The sequence below is a fragment of the Collinsella sp. AF28-5AC genome (assembly GCF_003457875.1).
Lineage (GTDB): Bacteria > Actinomycetota > Coriobacteriia > Coriobacteriales > Coriobacteriaceae > Collinsella.
Window position 1 is genome coordinate 373,715 of record NZ_QRTA01000001.1, and the last position, 17,772, is coordinate 391,486.

At 55.3% G+C, this 17,772-nt stretch carries 33 protein-coding genes; all 33 read left to right on the plus strand.

Translation table 11 applies throughout. The annotated features are described in order from the left end of the window. Window positions 1-18 precede the first annotated feature (18 nt). The 33 genes from DWZ01_RS01690 (at window position 19) to DWZ01_RS01860 (ending at window position 17,603) form a co-directional block, all read left to right on the plus strand. Entirely contained in the window at window positions 19-438 is a 420-nt protein-coding gene (locus tag DWZ01_RS01690) for a single-stranded DNA-binding protein (protein ID WP_117847764.1), read from the plus strand. Window positions 439-451: 13 nt separating this feature from the next. Continuing rightward, window positions 452-925 (plus strand): hypothetical protein, encoded by a 474-nt coding sequence (locus tag DWZ01_RS01695; protein WP_117847765.1) that lies wholly within the window; start codon window positions 452-454, stop codon window positions 923-925. A 50-nt stretch (window positions 926-975) separates the two neighbouring features. Next, window positions 976-1,161, plus strand: a complete 186-nt coding sequence (locus tag DWZ01_RS01700; protein WP_117847767.1) for a hypothetical protein — start codon at window positions 976-978, stop codon at window positions 1,159-1,161. 17 nt (window positions 1,162-1,178) lie between these two features. Then, window positions 1,179-1,364: a hypothetical protein gene (locus DWZ01_RS01705; RefSeq protein ID WP_117847769.1), complete on the plus strand. Its 186-nt coding sequence runs from the start codon at window positions 1,179-1,181 to the stop codon at window positions 1,362-1,364. Window positions 1,365-1,433: 69 nt separating this feature from the next. After that, window positions 1,434-2,837: a flotillin family protein gene (locus DWZ01_RS01710; RefSeq protein ID WP_117847770.1), complete on the plus strand. Its 1,404-nt coding sequence runs from the start codon at window positions 1,434-1,436 to the stop codon at window positions 2,835-2,837. After that, entirely contained in the window at window positions 2,837-3,214 is a 378-nt protein-coding gene (locus DWZ01_RS01715) for a hypothetical protein (RefSeq protein ID WP_117758955.1), read from the plus strand. Before DWZ01_RS01710 ends, DWZ01_RS01715 begins: the two co-directional genes overlap by 1 nt. 320 nt (window positions 3,215-3,534) lie before the next feature. Next, complete coding sequence (locus tag DWZ01_RS01720; protein ID WP_117847772.1) at window positions 3,535-4,335, plus strand: ParA family protein; 801 nt, start codon at window positions 3,535-3,537, stop codon at window positions 4,333-4,335. A 2-nt stretch (window positions 4,336-4,337) separates the two neighbouring features. Next, window positions 4,338-4,700, plus strand: coding sequence for a hypothetical protein (locus tag DWZ01_RS01725; protein WP_118072011.1), 363 nt, complete (start codon window positions 4,338-4,340; stop codon window positions 4,698-4,700). Continuing rightward, complete coding sequence (locus tag DWZ01_RS01730) at window positions 4,701-4,991, plus strand: hypothetical protein (RefSeq protein WP_117758952.1); 291 nt, start codon at window positions 4,701-4,703, stop codon at window positions 4,989-4,991. A 4-nt stretch (window positions 4,992-4,995) separates the two neighbouring features. Continuing rightward, window positions 4,996-5,322 carry an integration host factor, actinobacterial type gene (gene mihF / locus DWZ01_RS01735; protein ID WP_117847774.1) on the plus strand — a complete coding sequence of 109 codons (327 nt, stop codon included), beginning with the start codon at window positions 4,996-4,998 and terminating at the stop codon, window positions 5,320-5,322. Window positions 5,323-5,732: 410 nt separating this feature from the next. Continuing rightward, the gene (locus DWZ01_RS01740; protein WP_117847776.1) at window positions 5,733-6,047 is read left to right on the plus strand and encodes a hypothetical protein; all 315 of its coding nucleotides are present in this window, start codon (window positions 5,733-5,735) and stop codon (window positions 6,045-6,047) included. 8 nt (window positions 6,048-6,055) lie between these two features. Beyond that, on the plus strand, window positions 6,056-6,382 hold the full coding sequence (locus tag DWZ01_RS01745; RefSeq protein ID WP_117847778.1) for a hypothetical protein: 327 nt from the start codon (window positions 6,056-6,058) through the stop codon (window positions 6,380-6,382). Between the two features lie 94 nt (window positions 6,383-6,476). Continuing rightward, the gene (locus DWZ01_RS01750) at window positions 6,477-7,085 is read left to right on the plus strand and encodes a hypothetical protein (RefSeq protein ID WP_158556971.1); all 609 of its coding nucleotides are present in this window, start codon (window positions 6,477-6,479) and stop codon (window positions 7,083-7,085) included. Beyond that, entirely contained in the window at window positions 7,086-7,316 is a 231-nt protein-coding gene (locus tag DWZ01_RS01755) for a hypothetical protein (protein ID WP_117847781.1), read from the plus strand. A gap of 21 nt (window positions 7,317-7,337) precedes the next feature. Beyond that, complete coding sequence (locus DWZ01_RS01760) at window positions 7,338-7,568, plus strand: hypothetical protein (RefSeq protein WP_117843576.1); 231 nt, start codon at window positions 7,338-7,340, stop codon at window positions 7,566-7,568. A gap of 13 nt (window positions 7,569-7,581) precedes the next feature. Continuing rightward, the gene (locus tag DWZ01_RS01765) at window positions 7,582-8,586 is read left to right on the plus strand and encodes a glycosyltransferase family 2 protein (RefSeq protein ID WP_199412361.1); all 1,005 of its coding nucleotides are present in this window, start codon (window positions 7,582-7,584) and stop codon (window positions 8,584-8,586) included. A 126-nt stretch (window positions 8,587-8,712) separates the two neighbouring features. Beyond that, window positions 8,713-9,150 carry a hypothetical protein gene (locus DWZ01_RS01770; protein WP_117847783.1) on the plus strand — a complete coding sequence of 146 codons (438 nt, stop codon included), beginning with the start codon at window positions 8,713-8,715 and terminating at the stop codon, window positions 9,148-9,150. A gap of 21 nt (window positions 9,151-9,171) precedes the next feature. Beyond that, window positions 9,172-9,750, plus strand: coding sequence for a hypothetical protein (locus tag DWZ01_RS01775; protein WP_117847785.1), 579 nt, complete (start codon window positions 9,172-9,174; stop codon window positions 9,748-9,750). A gap of 435 nt (window positions 9,751-10,185) precedes the next feature. Beyond that, entirely contained in the window at window positions 10,186-10,389 is a 204-nt protein-coding gene (locus DWZ01_RS01785) for a hypothetical protein (RefSeq protein WP_117847789.1), read from the plus strand. 265 nt (window positions 10,390-10,654) lie between these two features. Beyond that, window positions 10,655-11,212, plus strand: a complete 558-nt coding sequence (locus tag DWZ01_RS01795) for a hypothetical protein (RefSeq protein WP_117847793.1) — start codon at window positions 10,655-10,657, stop codon at window positions 11,210-11,212. Window positions 11,213-11,392: 180 nt separating this feature from the next. Next, window positions 11,393-11,773 carry a DUF2493 domain-containing protein gene (locus tag DWZ01_RS01800; protein WP_158556972.1) on the plus strand — a complete coding sequence of 127 codons (381 nt, stop codon included), beginning with the start codon at window positions 11,393-11,395 and terminating at the stop codon, window positions 11,771-11,773. Between the two features lie 278 nt (window positions 11,774-12,051). Further along, window positions 12,052-12,804, plus strand: a complete 753-nt coding sequence (locus DWZ01_RS10760) for a DNA/RNA non-specific endonuclease (protein ID WP_199412362.1) — start codon at window positions 12,052-12,054, stop codon at window positions 12,802-12,804. A gap of 26 nt (window positions 12,805-12,830) precedes the next feature. Continuing rightward, window positions 12,831-13,187, plus strand: coding sequence for a hypothetical protein (locus tag DWZ01_RS01810; protein WP_117847797.1), 357 nt, complete (start codon window positions 12,831-12,833; stop codon window positions 13,185-13,187). Beyond that, window positions 13,188-13,766, plus strand: a complete 579-nt coding sequence (gene lepB, locus DWZ01_RS01815; RefSeq protein ID WP_117847798.1) for a signal peptidase I — start codon at window positions 13,188-13,190, stop codon at window positions 13,764-13,766. A gap of 176 nt (window positions 13,767-13,942) precedes the next feature. After that, window positions 13,943-14,152: a hypothetical protein gene (locus DWZ01_RS01820; RefSeq protein WP_117843567.1), complete on the plus strand. Its 210-nt coding sequence runs from the start codon at window positions 13,943-13,945 to the stop codon at window positions 14,150-14,152. 71 nt (window positions 14,153-14,223) lie between these two features. Further along, on the plus strand, window positions 14,224-14,541 hold the full coding sequence (locus DWZ01_RS01825; RefSeq protein WP_117843566.1) for a hypothetical protein: 318 nt from the start codon (window positions 14,224-14,226) through the stop codon (window positions 14,539-14,541). 143 nt (window positions 14,542-14,684) lie between these two features. Continuing rightward, window positions 14,685-14,897, plus strand: a complete 213-nt coding sequence (locus DWZ01_RS01830) for a hypothetical protein (protein WP_117847800.1) — start codon at window positions 14,685-14,687, stop codon at window positions 14,895-14,897. 45 nt (window positions 14,898-14,942) lie between these two features. After that, window positions 14,943-15,266, plus strand: a complete 324-nt coding sequence (locus tag DWZ01_RS01835; protein WP_147332607.1) for a hypothetical protein — start codon at window positions 14,943-14,945, stop codon at window positions 15,264-15,266. Window positions 15,267-15,332: 66 nt separating this feature from the next. Next, window positions 15,333-15,626: a hypothetical protein gene (locus DWZ01_RS01840; protein WP_117847803.1), complete on the plus strand. Its 294-nt coding sequence runs from the start codon at window positions 15,333-15,335 to the stop codon at window positions 15,624-15,626. Between the two features lie 147 nt (window positions 15,627-15,773). Then, entirely contained in the window at window positions 15,774-16,070 is a 297-nt protein-coding gene (locus tag DWZ01_RS01845) for a hypothetical protein (RefSeq protein ID WP_117847805.1), read from the plus strand. A gap of 190 nt (window positions 16,071-16,260) precedes the next feature. Further along, complete coding sequence (locus tag DWZ01_RS01850) at window positions 16,261-16,674, plus strand: hypothetical protein (protein WP_117847806.1); 414 nt, start codon at window positions 16,261-16,263, stop codon at window positions 16,672-16,674. A 237-nt stretch (window positions 16,675-16,911) separates the two neighbouring features. Then, a complete protein-coding gene (locus DWZ01_RS01855) occupies window positions 16,912-17,151 on the plus strand; it encodes a hypothetical protein (RefSeq protein ID WP_117847808.1) in 240 nt (79 codons plus the stop codon). A 146-nt stretch (window positions 17,152-17,297) separates the two neighbouring features. Continuing rightward, complete coding sequence (locus tag DWZ01_RS01860) at window positions 17,298-17,603, plus strand: hypothetical protein (protein ID WP_117847809.1); 306 nt, start codon at window positions 17,298-17,300, stop codon at window positions 17,601-17,603. The last annotated feature ends 169 nt before the right edge of the window (window positions 17,604-17,772 follow it).

The following is a 17,772-nucleotide window of genomic DNA, read 5'->3' on the forward strand; positions in this document are numbered from 1 at the left end:
TTCGAGAGAGGAACCGACATGTCCGATATCAACAACGTTTCCCTGACCGGCCGCCTGACGCGACCTCCCGAGTTGCGCATGACCGCAGGCGGTACACAACTCCTATCGTTCACCCTGGCGTTCAACACCTCGGTGCGCAACAGGCAGACCGGTGAGTGGGACGAAAGGGGCAACTTCATCGACTGCACCATCTTCGGCAAGCGTGCCGAAGCCCTGTCGCGCTATCTCGCGAAGGGCCAGAAAGTCGCAATCGCAGGCGAGCTCCGTTACTCGACATGGGACAAGGACGGTCAGCGCCATTCCAAACTCGATTTGATTGTCGCTAACATCGAGTTCTTGGCAACTCGACAGTCCGCAGCCCAGCCCGCGCAGGCTCCCGCCCCGCAAGCCCCGATGCCTCCCGTCGTCGATCCCTACGATGACGATATCCCTTTCTAGGGACGTGGGTTCATTGCGGTTCAATAAGAATTCGGCAAGCGGGCAGGCGGCAATCGAATTCATCCTATTTGCTATCGTGCTGATTACGGCGCTTGCATTTCTCATCATGACGTATCTGGACAACGGTGGCTTTCGGAACGGACGCGATTCGCCTGACGTCGAGCTGACGCAGACGGGAACCATCGAGGGCAAATATATCGACTCGACCGGCTTCGGCAAGAGCTACTACGTCACCGTCCGAAACGGTAGCCACCAGGCAGACCATGAGGTTTCCCTAGCCGAGTACAACGCCGCAGCGGTCGGTGCGGACTTCCCGATCGAACTGACCGATTCCGATTCCGTGAAAGCCGACGAGGCCCAAGAGCAGGCCGACAACGACCAAGCAGATTCTGCCAAATCCCAGGCGGCTGAACGCCAGAACAATGCCTACTGGCAGTGGTTTTGGACCCACCAGTTGCTCACAAACATGAGCGCGGACGGCGAATAATCGTGAAGCATTCTGAGCCCGAACACCTTCTAGCTTCACAGGAGCGATAGATGCGCGTTATCGAGAAACTTCGCGATATTTGGACGAGATACGGCGGCTGGTTCAAGAGTCTGAGCCCTTACGAGCTGGACGAGTTCATACATAGCGCAGAGATTCTCGTTCTCCTTGGTGGCGTCCTCGCATGTATGGTCACACTTCTCGTGGTTCTGAACGACCTGACCTCGAATTCCTTCTAGTTTCACAGGAGTGCTAAATGCACATCATCAACATACTTCGCGATATTTGGACGCGATACGGCGGCGGGTTCAATAACTTGAGCCGCTCCGAGCAGGTCGAGATCCTGCACGGTGTATGGACCTTCTCGCTCGCTTTCGGTGTTTTCGCCTGCATCGCCATGCTTTTCGTGATGCTCGCACGTCTGATTCAGTTTTTGACGTAATTCCCCTCACAAGCAACTGTTTATCACCGGGCGGCCCTGACAGGACCGCCCTTAAAGAAAGGAAGCTGCATGCTCTTCGAATCTGTAATCTTCGGCCTGCTCCCCATCATCGTCGGCATCTTGGTCGTGGCGATGGTGTTCGAGAGTTGCTGGCGCAAATGCCCGCCGGACAAGCTCATGATCGTCTCCGGTGCCGGTAAGATGCGCAGCGTCTCCGGCAAGGGCACCTTCGTTATCCCGCTCCTCCAGCGCGTCGACACCCTCTCCCTCGGTGCCGTGCAGGTGCAGCTGACCACCGAGAATGAGATCCCCACTCAGGATGCGATTCTCATCCATGCCTGCGCGGTCGCCAACTTCCAGATCGGCCAGACCCCCGAGCTGATCGAGACCGCCTCCAAGAACTACTTGAACATGGATAAGGAGGAGATGACCCGACAGGTCACCGAGGTCATGCTTGGCAAGATGCGTGAGGTCATCGGCCAGATGGATTTGAAGGAGCTCATGCGTGACCGCGAGAGCTTCAACGCCAAGGTCTTCGACGGCTCCAAGGACGACCTCGCCAATTTGGGCCTCGAGCTGCGCACCTTCAACGTACAGGACTTCTCCGATTCCCAGGGCATCATCCGTTCCATGGGCGCCGATCAGGCTGCCGAGATTAAAAAGGAAGCCGAGCTGGCGCAGATCAAGGCGGCCGAGGAGGTCGCCATCCGCCAGAATCAGCTCGACTTGAAGCAGGCCGACCTCAAGAAGCAGGCCGACAAGGCAAAGGCCGAGGCCGATATGGTGAAAGCAACCGTCACGGCCGAGAAACAGCGCGAGCTCTACATCGCCCAGCAGGAAGCCGAGATCGCCGCGGAGACCAAGAAGGTCGAGCTTGCCGAGCGTCAGGCGGACGTGAGGGAGCGCGAGCTGAACGCGACCGTGAAGAAGCAGGCCGAGGCCGACCGCTACGCCGCAGAGCAGGCAGCCGAAGCCGATCTCTACAAGCGCACGAAGCAGGCGGAGGCCGCCCGCATCGAGCGTCAGAACGCCTCCGACGCCGAGCTGTATTCCGCTCAGAAGGACGCCGAGGGTATCAAGGCGAAAGCCACGGCAGAGGCCGAGGCTACGCGCCTGAAGGGCGAGGCTGACGGCGCATCCGAGAAGAGCAGGGGAGAGGGCATCGCTGCCGGCGTGAAGGCCCAGGCACAGGCCTACAACGGCATGGAGAACCCCTATCTGCTCGCCAACCGCTACATCGACATCATGCCCCAGGTGGCCGAGCAGGTCGCGAAGCCGCTGACAGCCGTCGACTCCATCAAGATGTACGGCTCGGGCAACGCCCAGAAGCTCGTAAAGGAGACCACCTCGATTGTCGACCAGGTCGCATCTGGCCTGAAGGACAGCACGGGAATCGACCTGCCGTCCCTGCTGAACGGCCTGATTTCGAGCTCCGATACCGATACCGACCCTGCAGAAAGCCCAGTTGACTGATGGCGGTCCTGCTGGTCGTCTCGGCCTTGCTGCTCGACTTCCTCGGATGCACGATGCCCCTGTCATGGATAGCGGACACCAAGGGCATCAAAGCAGGCGTCTTTCTGATTTGGCTGACACTCGCTATCGTTGCCGTCCTGATGGGATTGCTGCATCGCGATGAGCTGGCGGGGGTGAACCCCCTGTTGACGGCAGGTCTTGAATCAATCTGCCTAGTCTCCGCGATCTATCCCTTGTTCGGTTTCGCTACGAGCTTGGCTCCCTGCGGTACCGCCCAGATCAACACGGTAACCGTCCTTGCCATCTTAGATCTCCTTGTGTCGACCGCAGGATATGTTTCCCTGCTTTTAGGAACGGTCTGGCTCATATTTTTCTAGCTCAAGGGCTATGTGGCTCCGCAGCTGATTTTCTTCCCCCGCAACCCAGACGGTTGCGGGGGCTTTTCTTTGCCGATTGGACCCATCCCACGCAAATACTAACGACGCACCGATAATCCTCAGATAATGCTTGCATTATGCCGATAGGCTGTTATCATATAGTTAAGTCAAAAGCGTGCCCCAAGCGCTGGATGACGGACAGGAAGATGACTAAGCGACATCTATAAATATCGCAAGGTAACGGACGGTACGCCGCCCGTTACCGAGGCTATCTATGTCTGTAATTCCGTTCGGGGTCGCACGAAACCGAAGGGAGTCCGATGATGGGTGCCGATGGCGTGGCGCAGGTCGCAAGGACGATTGCAGTAATCAACAACAAGGGCGGGGTCGGGAAAACCACCGCGAGCAAGGCCCTCTGCGAGGGCATGGCCGAGCGCGGGTTTAACGTTCTTCTGATCGATATGGATGCCCAGGCGAACATCACGACTTGGATGAAGGCCGAGACCGCTCCTGCCGTCCCCACGGTCTTCAATCTGCTCGAGAAGCCCAAGACATCCCTCTCTGATTGCGTCCAGTTCATGGAAGGTTGCGACATCATCGCTGGCGACATCACGATGAAGGATCTCGATTCGGTCCTCTCCCAAGGCCTCGGTCGAGAGTTTCGCCTGAAGCGGGCCTTGGAGCCTGCGATGGACGTCTACGACTACATCGTTATCGATTGCCCCCCGTCCCTCGGTCTTTCTACCTTGAACGCCCTCGTCGCGGCAGATGACGTGGTTATCGTAACCGAGCCGTCGATGTTCTCGATTAACGGTTTTGGCAACGTCTACGACCTCGTCGAGTCCATCAAAGCCGACTATGCGTTCAACCCCGACCTCAATATCGACGGCATCCTGCTCAACAAGTACAGCAAGGACGAGGTCGCATCCCGCGCCGCCGACGAACAGCTTCCCGCGATCGCCGAGCTCGGCCACGCGAAGCTCTACGCGGCGCGCCCGATGAAGCACAAGGCGATTGAGGACGCGGCGAACAACAAGGAGCCGCTGTTCGGCTTCCGCCCCAACGATGCCGCCGTGGCCGAGTTCCGCAAGTTCGTTGACGAATATCTGGGCGGCGAATAGCCATGGGCGCACCATCAAAGAACCGCATGGATCTCACGGCCGACGCGAAGCGTGCCATGCTGAGCCGGCGTTCGGGGAGTCCGTCCGTGCGCTCTGCGGAAACTGCCAAATCGACAGGCCCCTATCCCTTTGGCGATGAATGCGTAAAGGGAATGGCGGCGGCGATCAAGGCCGCGTACTCGAAGGAATACGCTGCGGCTGACTTCCCGCGCCAGACGCAGGTCTCCTTCAAGATTGATTCCAAGGCGGTAGACCGCATGAAGGTCGCAGCCGTCACCCACCACATCCGCATGCGCGATCTTTGGGCGATAGCGACCGATATCGTCATCCAAGCACTCGATGAACTCGATAGGGAAGGAATTTAAATGGACGAGATTGAGGATATTACCGGAACCTCGCTTCGGGATTGGCAGGTCAAGCGGGTCTTGGAACCCAAAGACGCTCTCATTCCGAAGGGCATGAAGACGCTTGCCAAGACGCTTCGCCACGCGGGGCAGCTGCTCGCGGTGGCGACCGCTTCCAACCCCGATGATTCCGGAATTCCTTTCTATGCCTTTATCACCGTCTCCAGCAAGGACCGCTCCGAGATGAAGGCGTTTATCTGCGAGCTGACCCCCGAGCAATACGAAGACCTATTCGAAGATGAAAGCGAGTGACCCTATGTCCGATTCTGCAAACAAGCTGCCCGTCATGACCGATGAACAGCGCCGTGAGAACCTTGAGAAGGCCACAGCCGTCCGAAAAGAGCGCAAGGCCTTACTCGATTTGGTCCGACAGGGTTCCGTCACCTTTGAGCAGGCTTCGGCCGACCCCAAATACTGGCGCATTCCCGTGGTTCGCCTGCTGATCGCCGTCCCAGGCATCGGCAAGGCGAAGGCGACCCAGCTCATGGCCCAAGCTGGCATCGCCCCGAATCGTCGAGTCAAGGGCCTCGGTTGCCGCCAGCGAGACTACATCATCGACCATCCCCCCGCATCCAAGGGTTAAGCCATGCTCTCATTTGCGGTGCTCGTGTATTTCGCGGCGGTCATATCAGTCTATGCTGCCGCCATGGCCCTGCTCCTTTGTCCTTGGCTGGCGAAGGGGCTGCGGCGTCGTCTTCCTCGTATTTGATCGATTCTATTTCATGGGTCGGGTCTCACGCTTTCCCGACACCCCATTTGTTTGACTCCTTTCCTTCCTTTATGTGACACGTGCCTGAGTGGAAGACGGCGCCGCAGCCCCCTCGTCATATAGCTGCCGGCATGCTCGGCGCGACGGACTCTGTTGAATTCCATTACTCCCCACACCCCCTTTTCACCCTCCCTACAGACAATGGTCTTCGACACGCCATAGAGCCCGCCGCGCTGAGCATACCGGCGAGTTTTCCTACCCCTAAAAAAGATTCGTGATCCGATATGAGTCAGCTGACTGCTGTCGATATTTCCGATAGCGACCGATTTGAACTTGCAGAGGTCCTCAAAGAGGAATCCGAATCGAGTTCCGCGCCTCGTCCCCTTGAGGATATCCTGCAGGAGACCTGCGACGACGATTTCGACCCCATGAGCCAACGCAGTTGCTACGAACTGCTTGCAGCGTATATCGCCCGCCCGACGGCGACCATCGTGTCGAAAAACGGACATTCCTCCTGCTCGAGTTGCGGTACCGGCATCCCATATCACACCCGCTTCGCCGCATACTGCCTGGGCTGCGGAGCCGTTTTCAGCATCTAATCGCACGCATGCCGACGCGTAAATACAGGCTGAAGCGGACGGCCTTTATCGGCTGTCACAATACCTCCTACATGGATGTTGACGATGCTGAGCCGTGCACGTTCTGCGGTAGCAGGCAGGTGACGATTTACCCTTTCGGACAGGGAGCCACCTCGTATGTCGAGGGCGTGCGTACGCTGTATCTTTCATCTGCCACCTGCAGATGCCGAGGCTGTACCGCCGAGATTGACGGTCCCCAACGCAAATCGATTATCGAGGGCGAGGACGAATACAACGCCTGTATCGCCGCCCTCAAGACTTGGAACACACGCTATATCGAAAGACGGGAGATTTAAATTGGGACGGCGTGATGAGACGACGAGCGAGCTATCCGAACGCGTTTTGGCTCGCCTGCGTCGCGAATACTCTCTGGTTTCGTCTGAGGTCTGGGTGGACGATGTCCATCGCGTCGATTTCGTCGGTTTCAGACCTGAACGCTTATCGCCGTTTCCCTCATCTATTGAGCGCGGCGAATTTGTCTTCGTCGAGGTCAAATCGTGCATGGCTGATTTCAAGAGCGGACACGGCCTGACGTTCCGGGGCGATGCGAACTGGCTCGTCTGCCCGCCCGATCTCGCCCAGACGCTCTACGAGACTCGGCAGCTCCCCAAGGACGCGGCTGTCTTCTGTCCGGACGCACATGGGCGGCTACTAAAAAAATTCGACCTCAGGATCGGCTCGGGGAGCAGCCGGATTGCATCCGTCTCCGAGCTCCTGTTCCGAATGGTGAACCACAGTGCATACTCCTACCGTACATCGCGCGAGGTCTTTTCGAACGGCTATTGCCCGTGGTGCTCCCCATACAATCCCAAGCCCTTGGGCGATATCGATACCGTCAGCGGGGACATGGACCTGATTGAGGGGATAGGGCTCACGCTCGATGTCAGTGACCAGCATGGGGCGCATTTGACGATTTCCCACGACAACGATATCGACCGTGCATGGATTCCCATCAACTATTGCCCGATTTGCGGGCGAAATTTTCGGAAGGTTAGTTAAATGACCGTTATCCAGTATTGCCGCGAAGAGGCCAAGTGGCGCGATCTCGTGATTATCCGAGCTAACGGATGGGTGAGGTGCTCGGCCTATATCGACCACAAGAATTTATTACGCCTGCCGCTCGATATAGCCGAGGCTGAGGTTGTCGGCGCAGAGCGCGGCTGGATTCGCCTCGCGAACCGGTCAGGCGGTTTAGAGGATGCCCCATGCGTCTATCTCGATATCAAATAGGGAAGTTAAAGGAGGCTGATCATGACCGTTATCGAATACTGCCGACATGAGACCAGGGTCTACGAACTCGTGATTATCCGAGCTGGCGGACGGGTGAGGTGCTCGGCCTATATCGACCACGAGGATTTATTTCGCCTGCCGCTCGATATAGCCGAGGCTGAGGTTATCCGCTCAAAGCGCAGCTATATTGACATCGCTACTCGCGCGGGCGGCGCATGGAGTTCTCCGTGTGTCTATCTCGATATCAAATAGGGGAGTGCTCTGGGTGGATCAAGACGAGATTGCAGTCATCATTCCCTGCTATAACGAGGCCCAGACCATCGGCAAGGTGGTCGACGATTTCAAACGCGAGCTGCCAGCCGCGACGATCTACGTCTATGACAACGACTCGACTGACGCAACGGCTGCAATCGCAATGGGGCACGGCGCGACCGTCCGATTCGAACCTCGCCACGGCAAGGGAAACGTCTGCCGGCAGATGTTCCGAGATATCGATGCCGCCTGCTACCTCATGGTGGATGGCGATGATACCTACCCTGCTCAAGCAGCGAAAGCCCTTTGCGAGCCGATTCTAGCCGGGCAGGCCGATATGGTCGTCGGCGACAGGCTATCCAACGGGACGTACGCCAAGGAGAATAGGCGTGCGTTCCATGGCTTTGGCAACGATTTGGTCCGCGCCATGATCAAGTGGATTTACGGCTACCAATACGCCGACGTCATGACGGGCTACCGTGCCATGTCCAAACCCTTCGTCAAGGCGTTCCCCGTTCTTTCAGACGGCTTCCAGATTGAGACCGAGCTATCCATACACGCCGTTGACCGCCGTTGGCGCATTCAAAGTATTCCGATTGACTATCGGGACCGACCCGAGGGATCGGAGTCGAAGCTGAATACCCTGTCCGACGGCATTAAGGTCGTCGCAATGGTCGGCACCCTTTTCAAGGACTATCGGCCCCTGAAGTTCTTTTCCCTGATCGCGCTTTTATTCTTCATCGTGGGGATTGCGCTAGGTGTCCCCGTCATTCACGAGTTCGTTGCAACCGGGGTCGTGCCCCGCTTCCCGACTGCGATTCTCGCGGCGGCATTGATGTTCCTCTGCGCTCTTTCGCTCGCCACCGGCTTTATTCTCGATGCCGTGGCGAAGTCGGATCGCAGGCAGTGGGAGCTTGAGGTCTACCGGTCATTTCCCAATCCCCATGAAGGCACGTCCGATAGACCGTGGTGGGCAATCCAATTTCAACCCCGAGACAATCGGCACCCGCTCCCATAGGTACGGCTTACCGGTTATATTCAAATTGATTTACGCTCTGCCGATAATCGTTCCAAAAGTTTGCTATAATAACTATAGTTAATGCGAACGTTCCCCAAGCGTTCCAATGGACAGGATGTAGCCGAAATGAATATCTACGAATCGCCCGCGCATTTGCCCGATTTAGACACTCGAATCCACTTCGCCGCAAGGCTCCGCCACAACTCGCACTGTCATTTCGCGGCGGGTATACCCATCTTTCCCGCTGCAATCGGCGGCATCATTGAGGAGACGGTCGCCGACGAGATGCCCTTTGCCGATGAGGATACGCTGGGCATGCTTGCGAACCTGATTGACCCCGGCATCTGCGAGAACCTCAACGGGCCGCAGACCGGACACTTCACGTGCTCCGCTTGCGGGGCGGACGGCCCGCTCGGCAAGGTTCGCCTGCCCGATGATAGTTGCAAGAACGGATGGAGGGTCGAACTCATAAAGAGCTGCCCCTACTGCGGACGCAAGGTCGTGGCCCCCAAAGGGACGCTTTTTCAGGTAATTCCGGACGGCACTAAAGCCCATCGAGATTGATTTGCGAGGACGAGACTCTATATGGATGACCTAACCAACGTGAACCGCGAGATGGCCGCCGCGCTCCGCGCCCTAGCCCTCGCAGGCCCCAGGCCTGTCAGTGAATATGTCAATGTTCCCGCTGCGCTGTCTAAGCTGGGCATTGAATGCCATCACGCCGAAGGGGAGCTTCTCATCGACAGGCGCGACGCGCTCACACTCGCAGACTATATCGATCGCCCCGTAGGTGATTCCGGCTTCGCAAGGCAGATTCGTCGTGATATCGCCATGTCCCTCCGCTATGCAGTCTCGGACGCAGTCTTCGAGGAAATATCGGACGGCGATACTTTGGGCCGCCGAGGCCTGTTGGATCTTTGCGACCTTGCCAAGGCTCTCGACTTGGACGTGAAGTACTACAACGAGGAATACCCCGCGGTCGAGCAATGTGCCGCAAGAGACTTGGCCGACAAGATTGACGTGCAGACATGTAGATACGTTCGCGAGCGGGTTGGCGTATGGATTTGCGACAAATGCGGCCACGATGAGGGGAAGTACGGCGCCCATTCCTACCGCCACTGCCCCATCTGCGGTCGAGTAATTGAGAAGACGGTAGGAAAATGATATTGGATAGTCCGTCTGCCATGACATCTCAGGAATGTCGCTACTTATGGGAAATCCTCAAATTGACGTATGCGGACATCGAGCCATATGACCTCGATGCCCTTCAAGGATATATCGCTCTCGAGTGTGCCGAATCATGTCGCAAGGGTAAGACTCCGCGCTACACGATTCCTCGGCGCAAGAACGATAGCCTCTGCTACAAGATGAACCCCGATGGAGGCATCGCGAAAGCATATCTGAAAATCGACTGTCCCGGTCAGTGGAGCGGTCGCGAGGCGGTGAGTTTCAACTCCGACGGCTTCATAGGCTTCTGCGGCTGGGCTGACTCGCAGAATAGCCAACCGTTTTACCGAGCCTGGCGTGAATGGTGCTGCAGATATATGGCCTACAGGTACGAGGATGGTCGGCTTGTCGAGATAGTGGATGGACTGGAAAATGTTGAATACTGATGATGAGAATCGTATTCGAGGCTCGCATGGCAATGCCGTTGTCGTCGACCCCACCGAGCTCATCGACCTTGCCGAATACCTTGAATCGATAACGTCGGTGGTCTACTGGGAGGGCAAGTCTATCTGCGGGACGGGAAACGACGTTTCCAACCGTCTGCGGGAGATTGTCTCCCAATCCAGACCCTGTTGAGAGGAGAAAGTCTTGGATATACTCCCACGCCCTTTCTGCGGCAATTCTGACATAGAACCGAGCCGCTACGACGTCGATATGTATGACGGCACGGACGGCGTTACTGTCTACGACGTCCGCATGATAATGAACTGCGGCGAGTGCGATATGCATATGATTGGCCCAGACGGCATTGACGACTCAATCGACGATGCTGAGGACACCGCGCGGATTCTGTTGATTCGCAAATGGAACGCAAGATGGACCCCGAGCGTTAGGGGCGCGGATGAATTGGTTTAGATACGTATTTCTTGCACTGATTCTCGTCTGCGCAGTCAGTTTACTTAGTCTGCTCGCACCCGATTTAAAATCATCCGATAGACGTTTCCGCATATATATCGCATCGGTCGTTGCCGTGGGTGCGATCATCTGCGTTCTGTTTCAGGCTCTAGTTCCGACAAGTATTGAATCGGCTGGTGAGAAAACTGAGATTGCAGGGACCCACTCCCTTGCCTCGCTCAAGACGGAATCTAGCCTATCGGGCGCAACGGCGCTTTCTTTCGGATATCTTACCTCAACCGATGAGTACGTCCTGATGGTGAAGCAAGATGATAAGGGTTATCGGAGAAGATGCTACCCTGCCGAAACGGTGGTAGTGTACGAGGACGCGGACGCCGAGGATGCGAGAGTCGAGACGGTCAATAGCTATGAAATCGTCCGTTTAAACTATGCATTGCCCATAGTTGGCGAATGGTCGCGCAATCAGTTGTTTTTCAGCAGGCAGGAGACACGAATACACGTCCCGCAAGGTAGCATCACCCAGGGTGAGTATGATTTCTCTTAGTGCGCCGGCAGCGTGATCGGGCGTTTTCTAAGGCGGTCGTGAGATCGCTTTTTTTGATGTTCTTTTGCCGCATTGATCTTGTTTTCCTGCTCGTATTCAACTATACTATATGACTGAAGCGGGACGTCTTCCGTCCCGCAATCCCATATGGAGGGATGTTTCCAAATGACATTCCATTGCATGATAATCGGGAGCAGGGGCTATACCGACTACGACGCTTTCAAGGCGAAGTGCGATGCCCTTCTCGCCGACAAGACCGATATCGAGATCGTTTCGGGCGGCTGCTCGGGTACCGATGCCTTGGCCGAGCGCTACGCCCATAGCCACGGCTACCCGTTGCAGATTTTCCCTGCCGATTGGTCCCGATATGGGAAACGAGCAGGTTACGCAAGGAACCGCGAGATGCATGCCTACATCTCGACCTTTGCCGAGCGCGGCGTCATTGCCTTTTGGGACGGTACGAGCAAAGGCACCGCCCAAAGTTTCGCCCTCGCCAAGGAGTTCGGCAACCCAATCAGGGTAGTCAGAATCGCTGATCCTCAAGGTTCCCTGGCCCCATAATCTCATAGATGTTTTCAGTCGCTTGGTCGTTATATTCACTGAATACTGTCGGCACGCCGTTTTCTCTGCTAAAATCAACGTCAGTTAATGCGCTTCCCCAAGGCGCCGAAGACAGGAGAACAATCGATGCGGCCCTGATAGGACTTATCAGGCTGTACCGTATTTTTAGACAGCGCTGATCCTGCCTAAATAATGCTCAATCGGTCGGGGAGACGCATCCGTACTTGGATACGAAAGGATGCGAGGCAAATGACCCGACATACCGAAAAGAGCTGCCCGTGAAAATCTCCAATGCGAAAGTCAGACGGCTGCTAGAGTTCGGCATCGCGCTCGCCTTTGCCGTAGGCACCTCGTTTTTGGCTCAAGGCGCTGGATTCTTCGGTGTTTTCACTGCCAATCAGTTCGTGACGTCCTCTCAGACTCCCAATGGCACCTCAACCTCAAATAATCCGATTTCGATTCCCGAATACACGGGCAACCCCTCGGTAGCCCTTTCGGACACGAGTGGCCTATCTGCTAAATCGGCACCCTCCGATCCAGTCCTCCCGGATCTCGATTCGACCGGTCGATGCGGCTCCGTGGAGATGGTCATCTCCCTCGAGACGGCTCCCGCACGAGGGGAGAAGCGCGGCTCGATTGGAATGGTGAGACCCTCCGGTTGGCACACGGTTCGCGATGATTCCCTTGACGGAAAGTACCTGTACAACCGTTGCCACCTGATAGCGTGGTGCCTGTCCGGCTTGAACGCCGAGAAGCGCAATCTGATTACGGGAACCCGCTACATGAACGTCGAGGGAATGCTGCCCTATGAGATGCAGGTGAGCGACTTCATCTTTGCCGGCGGTGGGCGTGTCTACTACAAGGTGACCCCCGATTTCCGTGACGGCGAATTGGTTGTCCGTGGTGTCCGCATCCAAGCGTACTCCTTGGCGGATAAGGGCAAGAGCATCGATTTCGACGTCTACTGCTATAACGTGCAGCCTGGCTACAGGATTGATTACGCCACGGGCGAAGCGACGAAAGTAAATTGATTTGATTTCAGAATGGAGATTCATACATGTACACGACGGTGACTTTTATGGGGCGCGACGTGACTGCCAATACGGAGGATGAGCTCCCGATCAAGAACCACCTTCCTGCTGACCTAGGGGCGAGCTTCCGCACGCTGAACCAGTGGCTCAATCGCGGATTCGCGCCAAAAGCGGACGCCGTTGGATATAGGATGCATCCTTCGGTCATGGCTCGGAGAACGTACGTCTATTTCCATGAATCGGATGTTGAGGACGATTGCGGTCACAGCCCAGCCGACTCGGCCAGCTACCTCAATGAGAAACAGATGGTGGAGAGCGCCTTGAAGGAAAGCACGGGCGCAGGCGGCTTGACTGCAATCGGGATGAAAGGCCTTATGGACTAGGTGGATATTTTGGAAGAGTCTGAAAACGAGACGCGCCTACCTATTCCATGGGGTGCCGTTATCTACGCCGCGATAATCCTAGCGGCTATCGGCACGGTTCTACTGATAAGGTCGTTCGTTATTGAGCCGTTCAGCATCCCCACCGAATCGATGTGCGATACGCTTCGAGTCGGCGATAGCGTGCTAGCTGAGAAGATTACCCTGGAGTTGGGTGAAACCGCCTCGGCGGGGGACGTTATAGTCTTCGAGAACTCCGAGAAGGGCTCCGAGAAAGACGTCCTGTGCAAGCGTGTCATCGCCTGCGCCGGGCAGACGGTCGATATGAAAAACGGTTCGGTCTATATCGATGGGAAGAAAATCACCGAGGACTACGCGAAGGGCGATTCCTATCCCCTGTATCTTGGAAAGGGCAAGCATATATCCTATCCCTATGAGATCCCCGAGGGCGAAATCTGGGTTATGGGAGACAACAGGGAAAACTCCGCAGATTCCCGCTATTTCGGCCCGATATCAGAGGACAGCGTGATAGGCATCTGCGTCATGCGCTACCTGCCTTGGAACCGTATCGGCCTCCTTTGAGACATATAGTTTGCCATTTAGTCATACTCAAAAGGGCATCCTTTAATGGATGCCCTTTTCGTAGATCTCTTTGTTATTATTCTCATTTTGATCTTGTATCCCCGCCAACATTCAACTATACTATATGTCATCAAGCGGAACGAAAGGCGTTCCGCACACCGGAAGGGAGATACCCTATGGATCGCAAACTGGACGACTTCCTCTTCTACTTCCCGAGGATTGTCATGGCGCTCATCGGCGCGGCGGCGTTTGCTTTCGGTGCATGGTTCAGCCAGTTCTACTACCTCTATCTGAACTGCATCGTATTGCCCATCTCTTGGGCTATTGCCGCATACGGCATCGAGTGCGCCAGCCAAGTAGTCAAAGCCTACCGCTGCTCGCTGTAACCGCCGACAGGGGGAGTGCAACGGCGCTCCCCACCTTATCGACTCTTACCCTACAGAGAAAGGAAACAACAATGACTGAGGAAATGATGAGCCTGGATGAGGTTGCAAAGGAATGCAAGGAAGCGGCTGAATATTTGGCGAGCCAGCCCGGTGAAGGCTATGATCTCGACACGCTCATGAGGGACAAGAACCTTGAATTCGAAGAATCCTTGTCTAAAGCCGAGAAGCGTCTCATTCGCGCGAATGAAATCGAGAACCTTGAATGCCTCGCCGCGCACCTCGAGCGCCTGCCGAGGCATTGTTTCCATGGCAATCAGATGACCGGATTCGGCAATTATATTTCGGCCATCATCTACGATGCCGTGGAGGTCCTCAAGGATAACAGCTAGCTCCGAACAAAAGGCGGTCGCGAGATCGCCTTTTGTTCGTGTCTTTTACCTTGACCGATCTTGCTTCCCTGCTCATACTCAACTATACTATATGTCAATAAGCGGGATGAAAGGCATCCCGCAAACCCTTTTGGAGGTACCCAATGACTGCCTACACGGATGAGCTTCTCGAGCGCAAATGGCGCGAGTTGGGAAACGTTCCGATTGACTACACCCCTGACGAGCCGGACGGCGTTTTGGGGACGGATTGGTTCATCTTCGAGCAGGGCGAACCGCTAGTCGAAGGTGTCTGGCGCTGGTTCGATTCCCACTACACCGCAGGTATCGGTGCCTTGATGTTCGGAACCGACGAGTAGATTGAAGGCCGTGTGCGCTCTGGCGCACACGGGTAAAAGGAGGATATGATGCAACCGAATCGAAAGGAAATCGAGACGATTGCCAGGGTTCGAGGCTTGAACCACGAGGCGCATCGCATGATCGGTAAGATTAAAGTGCTTGAGGAACCTGAGGAGGGTGTTTTTCGAGATCGCATCCTTGTGAACTACGGGCGGATGCGTCTGGCCATGGAGAGAATCGGGCTTTTGCTTGAGGTCAGGTTGCACTCCAAGGACCGTGATTTTGGGGAGTATATATTCCAGAAGGTGGAGCATGACTTGGATATTCTGGAAGACCAGATCGCCGTCTTGGACACCCTAATCGACCTTTGGCAGATACAGGAGTTTTAAAGGGCATCTGGTTTAGTGGGCGCTCATCCATCTCCATGAACGCCTTGTATTGGAAAGGAAACAGGCATGAAGAAAGTCTTTAAGTTCACTGAAACTCGTTCTTGGTACTTTGAGCTCGATGTTGACGATGGAGCACAGGTCGAGGAGGCATTGGCGGCATTGGTTGGAACCGAGGGTTTTAATTATTATCTGACCGACCGCGCCGAGGATGAATATAAGAGCGAGTGGGATGAACTATCAGCAGGCGAAAAACGCACATGCTGCGATCATGCTACTGAGTATTTTCGAAAGGTCGCGGATAGGGAACTCGAGGGAGAGGCTCGAGATATGGTTTTGAAATCGCTGTGCGAAAGCGAATAGGACGTACTGTAAGCAACGGCTATTTCCGCTGCTGCTTCCGTGCCATTTTCCCAAACAGATCTTGCATCCCGTCAGAAATACAACTATACTATATATCAACAAGCGGAACGATAGGCGTTCCGCAAACCCGAGTGAAAGGGATTCCAAATGGCAAATACGAATAATTATTCCAACTACATGACCAGGCTGGATGACGGCGTGATACGCCCGATGACGGTCAAGGAATTGGCAATCAGGCTGGAACAGTTGATGTCTGCCGACAAGGGTGTTGCCGAGATGCCTGTTGGCCTTTCTGTCGATTCTGAGGGAAACGGCATCTATGTCCCCCGTGTTTTTGTGCCGGAGAAGTCAGAGGGTGGCAATCCGATGGACGATGTGGTCGGTGTCATTGCCGAAGATGATTGCGCCTTTTATCGCGTTCCCAAGTGCGTCTTGATTGGATAGGCCGCGCGTCGGCGCTGGGTAAAAGGTTTCAGGGGGCGATTGGCGACGGTTGCCCTTTTTCAATCTCCGCTGAGCAATTAATTCCAACTTTTTTCTCGATTTGAACTTGCATCCCTATCCATATTCAACTATACTATATGCCAAGAAGCGGGATGAAAGGCATCCCGTAAACCAGTAAGGAGATATCCCTATGAGCTGCTACGTCGTTTCCGATCTCACGATTTCCGCAATCGTCGCCGCAATGGCAGACACCGATTTCGAGCCGGCGAGCTTGAAGGACGAGAAGTCGGGCGTCAAGTACAACCCCGCGACCTGCGGCCAGATTGTCGGGCAGATGCTTCTCGATGCCAATTACGTTTCCGTCAACGAGTACTACGGCAAGCATACCCGCGCCCATGAGTTCAAGCTCACGCAGAAGCAGGACGGGAAGCCCTTCACCCTCGGCGAGAAGTACGGCTGCATCGAGTGCTATGAGTATCAGGCCTGCCAGCAGCCTGGATACGATAATTCGGAGATCCGCGACGCACTCGATTACGCAAAGGACGACTTGGCCCGCAAGATGCTTAAAAAACTCGGTGAGGAGTTTGTCTGGGGTCTTGAGTAACTTAGCATCGAATAAAGGGCGGCCGCAAGGTCGCCCTTTTCCGTGCCATTTTTCCCATGATAGCGGCTCCCGAAGCCGCTATTTCCATGCCTTTTTCCCAGACGATAGCGACCGTAAGGTCGCGATATTATCCGAAAGTATTTCCAAATAGATCTTGCGCTCCACTCCATACTAAACTATAATATATGACAATAAGCGGGATGAAAGGCACCCCGCAAACCCGAGGGGAGATACCCCATGAAAAACTTCACCATCAAGGTCACCGAGCATCGTGAAGGTCTGGTCGTCGTCGAAGGCAAGGACGAGAACGATGCCCTGGAGCGTTTGGGCCGGATCATCGAGAGCGATGCCTTCTGGAATGACTTCGAGAACTGCGGCGAGTATTCGCTCGAAACTGAGGTCGAGCTCGATGACAGCTGCGATGACCCTATCGCCGAGTGGAACGACGAAAGCTACCGCGATCTGTTTGGCAATTAGTCCCAACAAAAGGGCATCGATCTATCCGATGCCCTTTTCATCCTATTTTCCCTGTTGATCTTGCATCTCTATCCATATTCAACTATGCTATATGTCAACAAGCGGGACGAACGGCGTCCCGTAAGCCCCAGAGGAAGGAACTTCAAATGTCCAACATGAACGATATTTCCAGGTACGTGACCAGGGTGGACGACGGCCTGATCCGTCCCATGACGGTGCGCGAGCTGATGTCCAGGCTGAACGAACTGATTTCTATCGACAAGTCTATCGCGAGGATGCCTGTGGGATTGTCAACTGACGCGGAGGGCAATATGATTTATGTTCCCCGTGTTTTCATACCGAATGACTCGGAGAAAAACGATGGATACACATCCTTTGCCGATCTTGTCGGCGTGCTTACCGACGAGGACTGCGCTTATTACCGTGTTCCCAAGTGCGTTGTGATTGGATAGGTGGGATACACGAGGACTGCATAGATAGTCTAGAGGGCGATCGGTAACGCTCGCCCTCTTCCGTTAGATACACAACCTTGAACCCTTGAGTTCTATTCGATTACTCCCAAAACTTTGGTTGATTTTCAATCTCAACGCAACAGCCTGAACGGGCCCCGCGTTTCCGCAG

Bases quoted from the DNA above. Each gene is read 5' to 3' on its own strand.
- DWZ01_RS01770 (WP_117847783.1), top strand. From the start codon at position 8,713: ATGAATATCTACGAATCGCCCGCGCATTTGCCCGATTTAGACACTCGA.
- DWZ01_RS01855 (WP_117847808.1), top strand. From the start codon at position 16,912: ATGAAAAACTTCACCATCAAGGTCACCGAGCATCGTGAAGGTCTGGTC.
- DWZ01_RS01830 (WP_117847800.1), top strand. From the start codon at position 14,685: ATGACTGCCTACACGGATGAGCTTCTCGAGCGCAAATGGCGCGAGTTG.
- DWZ01_RS01845 (WP_117847805.1), top strand. From the start codon at position 15,774: ATGGCAAATACGAATAATTATTCCAACTACATGACCAGGCTGGATGAC.
- DWZ01_RS01835 (WP_147332607.1), top strand. From the start codon at position 14,943: ATGATGCAACCGAATCGAAAGGAAATCGAGACGATTGCCAGGGTTCGA.
- DWZ01_RS01840 (WP_117847803.1), top strand. From the start codon at position 15,333: ATGAAGAAAGTCTTTAAGTTCACTGAAACTCGTTCTTGGTACTTTGAG.
- mihF (WP_117847774.1), top strand. From the start codon at position 4,996: ATGTCCGATTCTGCAAACAAGCTGCCCGTCATGACCGATGAACAGCGC.
- DWZ01_RS01755 (WP_117847781.1), top strand. From the start codon at position 7,086: ATGACCGTTATCCAGTATTGCCGCGAAGAGGCCAAGTGGCGCGATCTC.
- DWZ01_RS01725 (WP_118072011.1), top strand. From the start codon at position 4,338: ATGGGCGCACCATCAAAGAACCGCATGGATCTCACGGCCGACGCGAAG.
- DWZ01_RS01740 (WP_117847776.1), top strand. From the start codon at position 5,733: ATGAGTCAGCTGACTGCTGTCGATATTTCCGATAGCGACCGATTTGAA.
- DWZ01_RS01775 (WP_117847785.1), top strand. From the start codon at position 9,172: ATGGATGACCTAACCAACGTGAACCGCGAGATGGCCGCCGCGCTCCGC.
- DWZ01_RS01690 (WP_117847764.1), top strand. From the start codon at position 19: ATGTCCGATATCAACAACGTTTCCCTGACCGGCCGCCTGACGCGACCT.
- DWZ01_RS01745 (WP_117847778.1), top strand. From the start codon at position 6,056: ATGCCGACGCGTAAATACAGGCTGAAGCGGACGGCCTTTATCGGCTGT.
- DWZ01_RS01760 (WP_117843576.1), top strand. From the start codon at position 7,338: ATGACCGTTATCGAATACTGCCGACATGAGACCAGGGTCTACGAACTC.
- DWZ01_RS01710 (WP_117847770.1), top strand. From the start codon at position 1,434: ATGCTCTTCGAATCTGTAATCTTCGGCCTGCTCCCCATCATCGTCGGC.
- DWZ01_RS01820 (WP_117843567.1), top strand. From the start codon at position 13,943: ATGGATCGCAAACTGGACGACTTCCTCTTCTACTTCCCGAGGATTGTC.
- DWZ01_RS01715 (WP_117758955.1), top strand. From the start codon at position 2,837: ATGGCGGTCCTGCTGGTCGTCTCGGCCTTGCTGCTCGACTTCCTCGGA.
- DWZ01_RS01730 (WP_117758952.1), top strand. From the start codon at position 4,701: ATGGACGAGATTGAGGATATTACCGGAACCTCGCTTCGGGATTGGCAG.
- DWZ01_RS01810 (WP_117847797.1), top strand. From the start codon at position 12,831: ATGTACACGACGGTGACTTTTATGGGGCGCGACGTGACTGCCAATACG.
- DWZ01_RS01860 (WP_117847809.1), top strand. From the start codon at position 17,298: ATGTCCAACATGAACGATATTTCCAGGTACGTGACCAGGGTGGACGAC.
- DWZ01_RS01700 (WP_117847767.1), top strand. From the start codon at position 976: ATGCGCGTTATCGAGAAACTTCGCGATATTTGGACGAGATACGGCGGC.
- DWZ01_RS01800 (WP_158556972.1), top strand. From the start codon at position 11,393: ATGATAATCGGGAGCAGGGGCTATACCGACTACGACGCTTTCAAGGCG.
- DWZ01_RS01705 (WP_117847769.1), top strand. From the start codon at position 1,179: ATGCACATCATCAACATACTTCGCGATATTTGGACGCGATACGGCGGC.
- DWZ01_RS01785 (WP_117847789.1), top strand. From the start codon at position 10,186: ATGTTGAATACTGATGATGAGAATCGTATTCGAGGCTCGCATGGCAAT.
- DWZ01_RS01720 (WP_117847772.1), top strand. From the start codon at position 3,535: ATGATGGGTGCCGATGGCGTGGCGCAGGTCGCAAGGACGATTGCAGTA.
- DWZ01_RS01795 (WP_117847793.1), top strand. From the start codon at position 10,655: ATGAATTGGTTTAGATACGTATTTCTTGCACTGATTCTCGTCTGCGCA.
- DWZ01_RS01825 (WP_117843566.1), top strand. From the start codon at position 14,224: ATGACTGAGGAAATGATGAGCCTGGATGAGGTTGCAAAGGAATGCAAG.
- DWZ01_RS01850 (WP_117847806.1), top strand. From the start codon at position 16,261: ATGAGCTGCTACGTCGTTTCCGATCTCACGATTTCCGCAATCGTCGCC.